The 12,588-nt window shown below is 65.5% G+C and carries 13 protein-coding genes and 1 riboswitch; of the genes, 8 read left to right on the top strand and 5 right to left on the bottom strand.

Features of this window, described 5'->3' with window-relative positions; translation table 11 throughout:
- Positions 1–4 precede the first annotated feature (4 nt).
- Positions 5–145, top strand: a complete 141-nt coding sequence (locus tag PIN01S_RS27325) for a PSPA7_2676 family Cys-rich small protein (protein ID WP_139198558.1) — start codon at positions 5–7, stop codon at positions 143–145.
- 48 nt (positions 146–193) lie between these two features.
- On the opposite strand, the gene PIN01S_RS09920 is transcribed toward PIN01S_RS27325, so the two are convergent.
- The gene (locus PIN01S_RS09920; RefSeq protein ID WP_244505973.1) at positions 194–1,312 is read right to left on the bottom strand and encodes a pectate lyase family protein; all 1,119 of its coding nucleotides are present in this window, start codon (positions 1,310–1,312) and stop codon (positions 194–196) included.
- A gap of 332 nt (positions 1,313–1,644) precedes the next feature.
- Positions 1,645–2,736, bottom strand: a complete 1,092-nt coding sequence (locus tag PIN01S_RS09915; protein ID WP_084335487.1) for an SMP-30/gluconolactonase/LRE family protein — start codon at positions 2,734–2,736, stop codon at positions 1,645–1,647.
- Between the two features lie 403 nt (positions 2,737–3,139).
- Here PIN01S_RS09915 and PIN01S_RS09910 point away from each other — a divergent pair, with 403 nt between their 5' ends.
- From PIN01S_RS09910 to PIN01S_RS09900, 3 genes are all read left to right on the top strand, one after another.
- A complete protein-coding gene (locus tag PIN01S_RS09910; protein ID WP_084335486.1) occupies positions 3,140–4,372 on the top strand; it encodes a TIGR03862 family flavoprotein in 1,233 nt (410 codons plus the stop codon).
- Positions 4,373–4,701: 329 nt separating this feature from the next.
- Positions 4,702–5,670 (top strand): response regulator, encoded by a 969-nt coding sequence (locus PIN01S_RS09905; RefSeq protein ID WP_244505970.1) that lies wholly within the window; start codon positions 4,702–4,704, stop codon positions 5,668–5,670.
- 2 nt (positions 5,671–5,672) lie between these two features.
- A complete protein-coding gene (locus PIN01S_RS09900; protein WP_084335485.1) occupies positions 5,673–6,125 on the top strand; it encodes a PAS domain-containing protein in 453 nt (150 codons plus the stop codon).
- Positions 6,126–6,145: 20 nt separating this feature from the next.
- On the opposite strand, the gene PIN01S_RS09895 is transcribed toward PIN01S_RS09900, so the two are convergent.
- Entirely contained in the window at positions 6,146–6,775 is a 630-nt protein-coding gene (locus PIN01S_RS09895; RefSeq protein ID WP_084335484.1) for a LysE family translocator, read from the bottom strand.
- A 76-nt stretch (positions 6,776–6,851) separates the two neighbouring features.
- Here PIN01S_RS09895 and PIN01S_RS09890 point away from each other — a divergent pair, with 76 nt between their 5' ends.
- From PIN01S_RS09890 to PIN01S_RS09875, 4 genes are all read left to right on the top strand, one after another.
- Complete coding sequence (locus PIN01S_RS09890; protein ID WP_084335483.1) at positions 6,852–7,817, top strand: 2-hydroxyacid dehydrogenase; 966 nt, start codon at positions 6,852–6,854, stop codon at positions 7,815–7,817.
- Between the two features lie 31 nt (positions 7,818–7,848).
- Positions 7,849–8,847 carry a methyltransferase gene (locus PIN01S_RS09885; protein ID WP_084335482.1) on the top strand — a complete coding sequence of 333 codons (999 nt, stop codon included), beginning with the start codon at positions 7,849–7,851 and terminating at the stop codon, positions 8,845–8,847.
- A gap of 56 nt (positions 8,848–8,903) precedes the next feature.
- Positions 8,904–9,048: riboswitch (yybP-ykoY riboswitch) on the top strand.
- 76 nt (positions 9,049–9,124) lie between these two features.
- The gene (locus tag PIN01S_RS09880) at positions 9,125–9,706 is read left to right on the top strand and encodes a TMEM165/GDT1 family protein (protein ID WP_169715814.1); all 582 of its coding nucleotides are present in this window, start codon (positions 9,125–9,127) and stop codon (positions 9,704–9,706) included.
- Between the two features lie 333 nt (positions 9,707–10,039).
- Positions 10,040–10,483, top strand: coding sequence for a ketosteroid isomerase-related protein (locus PIN01S_RS09875; protein WP_084335481.1), 444 nt, complete (start codon positions 10,040–10,042; stop codon positions 10,481–10,483).
- Positions 10,484–10,488: 5 nt separating this feature from the next.
- Here PIN01S_RS09875 and PIN01S_RS09870 read toward each other — a convergent pair whose 3' ends face one another.
- Both PIN01S_RS09870 and PIN01S_RS09865 read right to left on the bottom strand, forming a co-directional pair.
- Positions 10,489–11,472 (bottom strand): NAD-dependent epimerase/dehydratase family protein, encoded by a 984-nt coding sequence (locus tag PIN01S_RS09870; RefSeq protein ID WP_084335480.1) that lies wholly within the window; start codon positions 11,470–11,472, stop codon positions 10,489–10,491.
- A gap of 109 nt (positions 11,473–11,581) precedes the next feature.
- Positions 11,582–12,400, bottom strand: coding sequence for a M48 family metallopeptidase (locus PIN01S_RS09865; protein ID WP_084335479.1), 819 nt, complete (start codon positions 12,398–12,400; stop codon positions 11,582–11,584).
- Between the last annotated feature and the right edge of the window lie 188 nt (positions 12,401–12,588).

Below are 12,588 nucleotides of genomic sequence, written 5' to 3'. Positions count from 1 at the left end.
AGAGATGACATTCCGCTGTCTTGTTTCCGACTGCCTGTGGAGTGACGGAACACCATGCAGGCTGGGCAATGAAGATGTTCTCGAGCAGCACTGTCTGCGCTGCGGGGCCTTGCGTTACATACAACTGGCCTGCCCCCTGGCCTGACATTCGCGCAGTACGCGTGCCTCTTCGTCGAAGAGGCACGCGCGGCGATCACTGGATCTTGCCGGCCCCGGCATTCGCCAGCACATCGGAAATCACCGCCGACGCCTGCAGCTTGTTGACCGTGTAGGGCGGCGTCCAGCCGATGGCGGTATTCCAGCTGCAGCTCAGCGGCGCGCCGTTCAGCAGGGAACCGTTGTCGCGGAAGACCTTACCCTTGAAATCCTTGGCGATATCGATGCAGCTCTTCACGCCCTGGATATCGAAGACGTTCGCCTCGGACAGAATCTTCGACTCGTAACCCACGCCCTGCGCATAGCTGAAGCGGTAGTACTGATAGCTGCGGCTGGCCGTGTGGTAGTTGTTGTAGGTGTGAACCTGGCCGAAACGCACGCGCGGACCGCGCTCGCTGTAGTCCTGGAACAAGGTGTTGTGGATGGTGACCTTCAGCTTGCCGGCGTCGGTACTCGAGGCGCTGTCGCTGGAGCCGATCAGGATGTTCTTCTCGTGCTGCTTGAACACCGAGTAGGAAACCGTGACGTAATTCGCACCCTTGTTGATATCCAGCGCACCATCATGATGCTGGATCAGTTGGCCATTGGCGGAGCCCGCCTGATCGTCGGTGCGGCGACCGTCGGTGAAGGTCATGTGATCGAGCCAGACGTTGCTGGCGCCGCTGATGGTGACGCCATCGATTTCCGAGTTCCATTTGCCGGACGAACCGTCGTTCGGGTCCCACACGGGAACCGGGTCCCAGGGGTTCTCGATGGTCAGGTTGCGCATGATCACGTTGTTGGCGCGGATCATGAAGAAACCGTCGCGGATCTCCGCATTGGTGCCCACGCCAACGATGGTCGTCTTGGCCGGAACATCCAGGCGGGCGCGGGTCTTCATCTCGGCGGTGGTCGTGTAGGGCTTGCCTTCGCTGACATCGATGACCCCGGAAATCCGGATGATGCGGCCGCCGCTACCCGCCGAGGCCTTCAAGGCCGTGCGCAATTGCGCAGCGGTGCTGACGGTGTAGACATCCGCCGTCGCGGCAGCGGAGCCACCCTGGGTACCACCGTTCTGTGTGGCCCAACCGGTCTTGGCGACCTCGCGGGCGATATCCGCCGCCTGGACCCCCATGGTTCCGCAGGCCAGCATCACCCCTGTGGCAATCGCATGCATTCTGTTCATTGACTACTCCCTGATCGACTCATGACATCAGGCCCGGCGGCCTGGCCGAGCGAGGTTTCTCCCTGGGAGCGGTGTTTTTCAATGGCTGCACGGAACCTTGTTCAACTCTGCGGCACATCGCACATCGACTCTTCGTACGAATACTCATCTCCTCTGCGAAGCGTTACCGAAGCGCCGATAATGCCCGGCCGGCGCCAGAGCGGCTGCCGGCACGGATCGAAATCACCATGGGGAAACAGGGAGCCGCATCTGTCGTACGCCAACGACGTCGAGAGTACGGCCCCGATAGAGCGGAGCGGTCCAGCGGGCCGCCCCGCCCTCGCTCAGACGAACGTGGCGCCGCGCGTGTTGACGTACAGCGCATAGAGCGAGTGACTGCTCGCCATGAACAGCCGATTGCCCTGGCGGCCGCCGAAACACAGGTTGGCGCAACGCTCGGGCAAACGGATATGGCCGATCGCCTTGCCTTGCGGGTCGAACACTTTCACACCATCGAGGCCGTCCGGCTTGGCCACCTTCGCGTCGCCGGTACCCCAGCCGCACCAGAGATTGCCGTCCTCGTCGCACTTGATTCCGTCCAGCGCCCCGTGATCGTCGGCCTCGATATGCTTGCGTCGGTCGCCCAGAGTGCCGTCGTCCTTTACCTCATAGGCCCAAACCAGACGGTTCGGCTTAGCTCGTCCCTCGACCACGTAGAGCACCTTCTCATCGGGTGAAAAGCACAGGCCGTTCGGACCGGAGATGCCCTCGATGACGCGGGTCACCGTGCCGCGCTCGCCGTCGATCCGGTACACCGCGTCCGGCATTTCCGGCGTGATCTTGTGGCCTTCGTAGAAGTTGGCGGTCTGGAACGGCGGGTCGCTGAACCAGATCGACCCGTCGCGCTTCACCGCCAGGTCGTTGGGCGAATTGAAGCGTTTGCCCTCGAAGTTGTCGGCGAGCACCGTGACGCTGCCGTCATGCTCGGTGCGCGTAACCCGCCGCCCCTGGTCGTTGGTGGTGGAGCCTTCGCAGACGATCAGCCGCCCCTGGCGGTCCCGGGCCAGACCGTTCGAATGATTCGCCGGCGCGCGATAGACGTCGAATGTCCCGCTGATCTCGTCCCAGCGCATGATGCGGTTCTCCGGGATGTCGCTCACCAGCAGGTAGCGCCCGTCGCCGACCCAGACCGGCCCCTCGGCCCAGCGCATGCCGGTGGCGAGGCGCTCCACGCTGGCGTTGAACAGGCGGTACTGGGCGAAGCTGTCGTCGAGCACTTCGACCAGGCTGTCCGGGTAGCGTTGGGTCAGGGGCTCGGCATCGGCCAGTCGCGGCAGCCCTACCGCGGCGCCTGCGCCGAGGAGCAGGGAACGGCGCAGGAAGCGCCTGCGGCTGGTTTCCGGTTGATTGTCATCGAGCGTTTCCAACTGAGTCATAGGACGACTCCTTTTTTTTCGAGTGAGAGGGCGAACGCTCGCCACGGCCATGCAGCTTCTCGCGACTTTCGCCAATGCCACATGGCGGATGAGCGTTTCCAGGGATGTCAGAAATCGGCTTGACCCTTGACGGATCAGCTATCCACCAGGATTTTCGTTGATGGAAGAGAAATGGGAAGAAGGGCAAGCATCCCTTCGAAAAAGGGCATGAACGCATAGCAGCATGGCGAGGATTCCTGTTGTTATTGTTGTTGACGTCATATGACGACTGATGAGTATCGACAAGTTCCGAGGCTTGTCAATTCACAGGGCATGCCGCCCTGCCCAAGCACCGCCGTGCCGCGACCATCGCGACCGCAGCCCCTATAATGCGCGTCCCGTTCACTACACCAGGCTGCGCCCAATGACCGACACCTCCGCTCTGCAGATCGCCATCATCGGTGGAGGCCCGGCCGGGCTGATGGCGGCGGAAGTGCTCAGCCAGGCGGGCCTGTCGGTGGACCTCTACGACGCCATGCCGTCGGTGGGCCGCAAGTTCCTCCTCGCCGGCGTCGGCGGCATGAACATCACCCACTCGGAAGCCGCCGAGGCGTTCCTCTCCCGCTATGGGGAACGTCGCGACGCCATCGCCCCGCTGCTCGCCGACTTCGATGCCGGCGCATTGCGCGAGTGGATTCATGGGCTGGGCATCGAGACCTTCGTCGGCAGTTCCGGGCGCGTTTTTCCTCGCGACATGAAGGCCGCGCCGTTGCTGCGCGCCTGGCTCAAGCGCCTGCGCGAGGCAGGCGTTGCCCTCCACACGCGCCACCGCTGGCTCGGCTGGAATGACAATGGCGACCTGCGCCTGGCCACGCCGAACGGCGAACGGCGCGTGCGGGCCGACGCCGTGCTGCTCGCCCTCGGCGGCGGCAGCTGGGCACGGCTGGGCTCGGATGGCGCCTGGGTGCCGCTGCTGGAAGAGCGAGGCGTCGTCATCGCCCCGCTGCAACCGTCCAACTGCGGCTTCGAGGTGGCCGGCTGGAGCCCGCTGTTCCGCGACAAGTTCGCCGGAGCACCGCTCAAGCACGTGGCGATCCGTCTGGATGACGAGGAACCCCGGCAAGGCGAGTTCGTAATCACCGCCACGGGCGTCGAGGGCAGCCTGATCTATGCACTGTCGGCGCGGACTCGCCAGCGAATCGCCGAGACGGGCAGCGCCATCCTCTATCTCGACCTGCTGCCCCGGCACAGCCCGGAGAAGATCGCAGCCGCCCTCGCCCGACCACGCGGATCGCGCTCCATGGCCAAGCACCTGCACAGCCAGCTCGGCATCGACGGCGTGAAGGCCGGTCTGTTGCGCGAACTGACGCCCGCCGAGACCTTCGCCGACAACACCCGCCTCGCCGCCGCGATCAAGGCGCTGCCCTTGCGCCTGGAGCACCCGCGCCCGCTGGACGAAGCCATCAGCAGCGCCGGCGGCGTGCCCTTCGAGGCACTCGACTCGAATTTGATGCTGAGAGCCCTGCCCGGCGTGTTCTGCGCAGGCGAAATGCTGGACTGGGAAGCCCCTACCGGCGGCTACCTGCTCACCGCCTGCTTCGCCAGCGGCCGCGCAGCCGGCCTGGGCATGCTCGACTGGCTGCGTGAAAGACGCTGAACAAGCCTGTAGGGGCGAATGAATTCGCCCCTACAGACACAGCCCTTTGTAGGAGCGAGCTCTGCTCGCGATAGAGGGCCGCACAAAAGCTTCGCCAGCAGAGCTGGCTCCTACGGAACAGCATTCAGGCTTGTGCAGGAGCATAGGATCTACAGGCGTACGACAATGCTCCGCCGGGCGAATGAATTCGCCCCTACAGCTCCCCCTTTGAACGGCCCTTCCAGGCCGACGGTCTATGCTTGCACAGAGCCGGCACGCGCCGGCGTCCTCTGTCCAGCCATGGGATGCCTTCGACCGTGATTCCCCTCCTGGTCTGCGATGACTCCGCAATGGCGCGCAAGCAGCTGATCCGCGCCCTGCCGGCGGACTGGCCGGTGTCCATCACCCAGGCCACCCAGGGCGAGGAAGCGTTGCAGGCGATCCGCCAGGGACTCGGCCAGGTGGTGCTGCTCGACCTGACCATGCCGGTGATGGACGGCTACGAAGTGCTCGCCCACCTGCGCGACGAAGGGCTGAAGGCCAAGGTCGTGGTGGTCTCCGGCGACGTACAGGAAGAAGCCGTTCGCCGGGTAAGCGATCTCGGCGCCCTGGCCTTCCTGAAAAAACCCGCCGACCCGGATGACCTGCGCCGTACCCTGGCCGGCCTCGGCCTGCTCGTCCCCTCCACCGCAAAAGGCCCGCAGACACCGCCCCGAGCGGAGCCGGTACTGACGGTAAATTTCCGCGATACCCTGCGCGAGGTCAGCAACATCGCCATGGGCCGCGCCGCCGCCCTGTTGGCACGGGTGCTCGGGGTATTCGTGCAACTGCCGATCCCCAACGTGAACATCTTCGAGGTCAGCGAACTGCACATGGCCCTGACCGATGCCCAGCGCGGCGAACGGCTCAGCGCGGTGTGCCAGGGCTTCATCGGCGATGCCATCGCCGGCGAGGCGCTGCTGCTCTTCCACGACTCCGAAGTGGCCGACATGGCGCGCCTGATCGGCGTGCAGCCGAAAGGCGAACGCGACACCTCGGAAATGCTATTGGACCTGGCAAGCCTGCTGATCGGCGCCTGCCTGACCGGCATCGCCGAGCAGATCGACGTGCGCTTTTCCCAAGGCCACCCGCAACTACTCGGCCAGCACGCCTCCATCGAGCGGCTTATCCACCTCAACCGCACGCGCTGGAAGAAGACCCTGGCGGTGGAAATCAGCTACAGCCTGGAGGGCCATGACGTCCACTTCGACCTGCTGCTGCTGTTCACCGAGGATTCGCTGGCGCGCCTCACCGACAAGATCAACTACCTGATGGGCTGACCATGGCTGCGCAGATCGACATCGATGAAGTCCACTGGCTGCTCGACATCGTCCAGTGCCTGGACGTCGGCGTGATCGTGCTGGATCGCCAGTACCGGGTCGAAGTGTGGAACAGCTTCATGGAGAACCACTCGGGCATGGGCCCGAGCCAGGTCTACGGCAAGACGCTGTTCGAGCTGTTCGGCGAAGTGGATGAGGCCTGGTTCCGGCGCAAGGCGGACAGCGTGCTGCAACTCGGTACCCGCGCCTTCAGCCTGTGGGAACAGCGCCCCTACCTGCTGCATTTCAAGAACTACCAGCCGATCACCGGCCACGAAGACTTCATGTACCAGAACGTCACATTCCTCCCTCTGGTAGGTGCCAAGGGGGAAGTCGAGCATCTGTGCGTGGTGATCTACGACGTCACCGCCGTGGCGATCCTGAAGAAGCAACTGGCCGCACGCGGCGGCCAGTGAACGCGGCTTGGGCCGGTGACTCAACGAAGCTGGGTGAACGCCAGCTTGATTCCCAGGCCGACCAGTACCGCGCCCATCATCCGGTCGAACCAGTGCCCCAGGCGGGCGAAACCGGCGCGCACCCGCTGCTGGCTGAACAGCCAGGCGACCATGCAGAACCAGAGCGCCGTCGCGCCGGCCAGGTAGACGCCGTAGCCACCCTGGATCGCCAGCGGCGTGTGCGGATCGATCACCACGGTGAACAGCGAGAGGAAGAACAGCGTGGCCTTGGGATTCAAGCCGTTGGTCACGAAACCGGTGACGAAGGCGCCACGGGACGAACGGGTCGCCTCGTCCGCTTGCAGCTCGGCGGCAGCGGGATCAGCCGGACGGGCGCGCAAGGCCTTGATGCCAATGTACAGCAGATAGGCCGCGGCAACCCATTTCAAGGCGTTGAACAGCACGATGGACTGGGAAACGATCAGCCCGATCCCCAGCAGCGAATAGGCGACATGGACGAAGATGCCGGCACCGACACCCAGGGCGGTCCAGACACCGGCGCGGCGGCCATGGGCGACGCTCTCGCGCACGACAATGGCGAAGTCCGGCCCAGGGCTGGCCACCGCGAGAAGATGGATCAACGCGACGGTGAGAAATTCCGTCCAGTACATAGAAGAGTTCTCCAGAGGCGGTCTGTTAGGCTCGCTACCTTACGCCTTCCCTTTACCGCGAACAAAGGTACAGCTGATGAACGACAGCCGCCGCGCCGTTTTCCTCGATCACGCCTCCCTCGATCTCGGCGATCTCGACCTCGCCCCGCTCCGCCTGGCCTTCGACGAACTGGTGCTGCATTCGGGCAGCACGCCCGACGAAGTCGTCGAGCGCCTGCAAGGCGCCCAGGTGGCCATCAGCAACAAGGTGCCGCTGAATGCCGAGACCCTGGCCGTCTGCCCGGAGCTGAAACTGATCCTGGTCGCCGCCACCGGCACCAACAATATCGATCTCATCGCTGCCCGCGAGCGCGGCATTACGGTCAGCAACTGCCAGGGCTATGGCACGCCCTCGGTTGCCCAGCACACGCTGATGCTGCTCCTCGCCCTGGCGACCCGCCTGCCCGATTACCAGGCAGCCGTGCGTGCCGGCCGCTGGCAGCAGGCCGCGCAGTTCTGCCTGCTCGACTTCCCCATCGTCGAATTGGAGGGCAAGACCCTCGGTCTGCTCGGTCACGGCGAACTCGGCGGCGCGGTGGCCCGGCTGGCCGAAGCCTTCGGCATGCGCGTGCTGCTCGGCCAGTTGCCCGGCCGGCCGCCCCGGGAAGACCGCCTACCGCTGGACGAACTGCTGCCCCAAGTCGATGCCCTGACCCTGCACTGCCCGCTGACCGAGCAGACCCGCGGCCTGATCGGCGCCGCCGAACTGGCGCTGATGAAGCCCAACGCATTTCTGATCAATACCGCCCGTGGCGGTCTGGTCGACGAGCAGGCACTGGCCGACACCCTGCGCCGCGGCCACCTGGGCGGCGCCGCTACCGACGTGCTGACTCAGGAACCACCGAGGGACGGCAACCCCCTGCTCGCCGGGGATATCCCCCGGCTGATCGTCACCCCGCACAGCGCCTGGGGCAGCCGCGAGGCGCGGCAGCGCATCGTCGGCCAACTGGCGGAGAACGCCACGGCCTATTTCGCCGGTGCGCCACGGCGCCTGGTCGGCTAAGCTTCGGCGTTTTTTCAGGTCAGGAGAGCCCATGGACCCGCGAAGCGAAGTACTGCTGCGCCAGCCCGAGTATTTCGGCGGCGATCTGCTGCTGGCCGGTCTGCCGGCCGACGACCTGCTCGGCCACCTGCCCGCCGCCCACGGCTGGAGTTGGCACGCCGGGGAACAGGCGGCGCTGACCGCACGTTTCGCCGGACGCAGCCACTTCGGCGTGACGCCACCGGAAGGCGCGTTCGAACGCGCCCTGCTGTTCCTGCCGAAGTCCCGCGAACTGGCCGACTACCTGCTGGACAGCCTGGCCGCGCGCCTCGCCGGTCGCGAGCTGTTCCTGGTCGGCGAAAAGCGCGGTGGCATCGAGCGGGCGTCCAAGCGGCTGGCGGACTATGGCACCCCTCGCAAACTCGACAGCGCGCGGCATTGCCAGCTCTGGCAAGTCACCGTCGAGCGAGCACCGGACACGCCCGACCTGCATGGCCTCGCCCAACGCTACGAGCTGTCCCTGGCCGACGGTCCGCTGAGCGTGGTCAGCCTGCCCGGCGTGTTCAGCCACGGCCGCCTGGATCGCGGCACCGCGTTGCTGCTCGAACACCTGGACGGCTTGCCGAGCGGCCCGCTGCTGGACTTCGGCTGCGGCGCCGGCGTGCTGGGGGCGGTGCTGAAACGGCATTATCCAGATAACCCCGTGACCCTGCTGGATGTGGATGCCTTCGCCGTCGCCAGCAGCAGCCTGACCCTCTCCGCCAATGGCCTGGATGCCGAAGTGATCGCTGGCGACGGCATCGACGCCGCGCCTTCGGGCCTGGCCGCGATCCTCAGCAATCCGCCGTTCCACCAGGGCGTGCACACCGACTACCAGGCCACCGAACACCTGCTGCGCCAGGCGGTCCGGCATCTTGCCCCCGGTGGCGAGCTGCGCCTGGTGGCGAACAGCTTCCTCAAGTACCCGCCGCTGATCGAGCAGCACCTGGGCCCCTGCCGAACCCTCGCCGAAGGCGACGGCTTCCGTATCTACCGGGCCGCGCGGCGCTGAACCCGACCATCCGGACGATTTTCGGCTTGCCCGGCGGGCAGCGCTTCGGCACAATGCGCCCCGTCCTAGGGGAGTAGTCTCCCGCGGGCGCATCGACCGTGAATGCGCCCGCCCGGCAGCCGTCAACATACTTGGTCCACAGACCATGGCGGCTGCGACCCAAGGTCCGCGCAGTCGGGCCGGCGGTTTGACAAGACCTATGACACGTTCACCTGACCCGGGGCGGGCAGGTAGTACGTGTCATAGAGAAAAGTCGACCCGCCCCTTAGGAAGCCTGATGGAATCCCTGTTCGTCCCCACCTTGATCGTTGCCCTGGCCGAAATCGGCGACAAGACGCAACTGCTCGCTCTCCTGCTCGCCGCGCGTTTCCGCCGTCCCTGGCCCATCATCTGGGGGATCGTCGCCGCTACCCTGGCCAATCATTTCGCCGCCGGCGCGGTGGGCGCCTGGGTCGCGAGCTTCTTCTCCGCCGCCGTACTCAGCGCGATTCTCGCCGGCTGCTTCGCCGCGGTGGCGATCTGGACGCTGATCCCGGACAAGCTGGACGACGACGAGGACTCCAGCCTGAAACGCTACGGCCCCTTCCTCACCACCCTGATCGCCTTTTTCCTTGCCGAGATGGGTGACAAGACCCAGGTCGCCACGGTGATGCTGGCCGCCCAATACCCGCATTTCATCCTGGTGGTCCTCGGCACCACGCTGGGCATGCTGATCGCCAACGTGCCGGTGGTGCTGGCCGGCAACTTCGCCGCCGAGCGCCTGCCGCTGACACTGATCCGTCGCCTGGCCGCCGCTGCCTTCGCCGCCCTGGCCCTCTATGCGGGCTATCAGGCGCTTTCGCTGGGCGGGCTGATCTGAGAGCCTGTCTACGATCTGCTACGCGTCGGCCCTGCTGCGTTGAAAACAGGTCGGGCCGCGTAGGTCGGGCCGCGCAGGTCGGGCCGCGTAGGCTGGATCGCCAGCCCGGTCGGACTGCTCAGCTCGTAAAGTCGAATGCGACCCCAGCCGCTTCCTCGCCTACGCGGCCCGACCTGTTTTCGTGGGGCCGCCGAGGCCTTGCATGGCTCTAGCTTGCGAGATCGTAATAGCTCTGACAGACATACTGGCATTTCGGCCAATGCCGCTCCCCGGCCGGCTGCTAAAGTGCGCAAGACGTTGCGCACTTTGCGCGCCAGAAAGGAGTAGTAGGCGATGTCACTGGAAGACAGGAAGAAGCTCGTCCTTCACCATATCGATCTGTCCTGGAACAAGGGCCGCCTGGCCCTGGCCGAGCAGTTGCACAGCAAGGACTTCCTCTACAAGAGCGCCTTCATCGGCAACCCACTGGGCAGCAATGACTACGCGAAGATGATCCAGGACATCCGCAGCGCCATGCCGGACCTGGAAGTCGTGGTCGAGGAATGCATCGCCGAGGGCTACAAGGTGGTCACCTGGAGCACCCTGATCGGCACCATCGAGAAGCCCGCCCTGGGCTACCCGCCGAGCGACAAGGTGCTGAGCATTTCCGCCATGGCGTTCTGGACGCTGACCCCGGCCAACGAAATCCAGGAAATCTGCACCATGTTCGACATGGAAAGCTTCCGCTCGCAGCTTGGCCTGGAGAACAGGCGGTTCGCCGAGATCGCCCTGCCCTAAAAGACTCAGAGGTAGCCGTTCTCGCGAAACCAACCAATCGCCCGGTCGAGGGTCACATCGAGCGGGATGCGTGCTTCGAAACCAAGCTCCTCGCGGGCCTTGCTGCCGTCGAGAAACTGCCCGCCGGCCATGACCGCGATGGTGGTGTCGTTCAACTGCGGCTCGCGCCCGGTCAGCCGGTAGCGCAGCCGCCCCAGCGCGGCGATGCCCTTGGCCAAGGCCAGGGGCATCGGTTGCGGCGCCGGCACGCCCAGCTTCGCCGCGATCCGCGCGGTCAACTCACCCACCTCGATGTTTTGCCCCGTGAGCAGGTAGCGCTCGCCGACCCGTCCCTTTTCCAGCGCCAGCAGCAGGCCGCGACCGGCATCGGCGGCATCGATCAGGTTGCGCCGGCCCGGTACGTAGTAGCGCATGGTGCCGTCGCCGATGGCGGTGATGAGGCGCCCGGTACTCGGGCCGATATCGAACTCACCGAGGGTCATGCCGGGAATGCCGATCACCACCGGCAGTCCGTTGCGCGCCTGCTCACGGGCCTGCTCGTCGAGCGCCCACTTGCACAGCAGGTAAGGGTTGCGCCAGCGCGGCATGCCTTCGTAGAACAGCCCCTCATGTCCGGGTAGTCCTTCGGGATGACGCGGCAAGGCTATGGAGGCGCCGACGTAGAGAATGCGCGGCACCTGCGCACTGAGGCAGGCGGCGTAGAAATGGTTGGTCTGGTCGAGCGCGCTGGCCACCTCCTCCTGCCAGCGACGCGGCCGGCGCGGGTACTGGCCGGCACAGAAGATCGCCCCGTCGAGCCCTTCCAGGGCCCGGCTCAGGGCCGGGTGATCGAGCAGTTCGGCGGACCGGCATTCCGGCTCGAGGTATTCGAGGCGCTCGATGCGCGAGGCGGAACGATGCACCACCACCAGCTCGTGGCCGGCATCGCGCACCGCGCGCGACACATGGTGGCCGAGCAGGCCGGTGGCTCCGATAACGGCGATTTTCACAGGAGCTCCTTGCGCCAGATGAAAAGGCCGCGTCGAGGGTTCGACGGGGCAGTCAAGCAGCCTGGCGTGCCGCTGTCCATTCCACAGCGGCACACCGGGCGTCACACGATCAGCGTCCCTTGGCCTGCTCGTAGAGCGGCATCACCTTGGGAATCGCCGCCTGCAGGGAGGCGATCCGCGAACTGGACGACGGGTGGGTGCTCATGAACTCCGGCGGCGCGCCGTTGCTGGCCTTGGCCATCTTCTGCCAGAGGCTGATCGCGGCATTCGGGTTGTAGCCGGCGCGGGCGGCCAGCTCGAGGCCGATCAGGTCCGCCTCGTTCTCGTTGCCGCGGCTGTTCGGCAGGGTCAGGCTGTATTGCACCACGGTGTCGGCCAGCGCCAGGCTGTCCTGGCCGAGGCCGAGCAGCGCACCAGCGCCCTGCTTGGCCATCTCGATGCCGTAGGCCTTGGACATCGCTTCACGGCTGTGCTCGCGCAGGGCGTGGGCGATCTCGTGGCCCATGACCGCAGCGATCTCGTCGTCGGTCAGCTGCAGTTTCTCGATCAGGCCGCTGTAGAAGATGATCTTGCCGCCGGGGCCGCAACTGGCGTTCAGCTCGGGGCTCTTGATCAGCGCGACTTGCCACTGCCACTGCGCGGCATCCGGGCGGAACAGCGGCGCCTTGGCGATCAGCCGCTGGGCGATGCCGTTCAGGCGCTTCGCATTGGCGCTGCTCTGGTCCAGTACGCCCTTACTCGACGCTTCGCTCAGCGTCTGCTGATAGGACTGGGCGTACATCTGGTTGACCTCTTGGGTCGACAGCATGCTGAACATGTATTGCTTGCGTTCGACACCTACCGCGGTGCCGCTGGTGGTGTTCACGGCTTGGCATCCTGCCAGCAGCAAGGCCGTCGTCAGGCCGGCGATACGAAACAAATTGGCCATTTCGGTTCTCCATCAAATGAGGCCCGTATGCTAGGCCGAGCCCTGTCGGCGGGCAACAACGCGCCTTGTGGAATACCGGGCCGACCGCGTTATTGAGACAAGCGTCGCCCTCTTCCCGTTGCGCTTTTCCATCGTGGAAGAGGCAAAGGCGACAGTCCGTCCCGGGCAGCAAATGTGAAACGGTTCTA

The sequence above is a fragment of the Pseudomonas indica NBRC 103045 genome, assembly GCF_002091635.1.
Taxonomy (GTDB): domain Bacteria; phylum Pseudomonadota; class Gammaproteobacteria; order Pseudomonadales; family Pseudomonadaceae; genus Pseudomonas_M; species Pseudomonas_M indica.
Note: the sequence above shows the minus strand (reverse complement) of the source record. Positions and strands in the feature narration are given on the sequence as shown.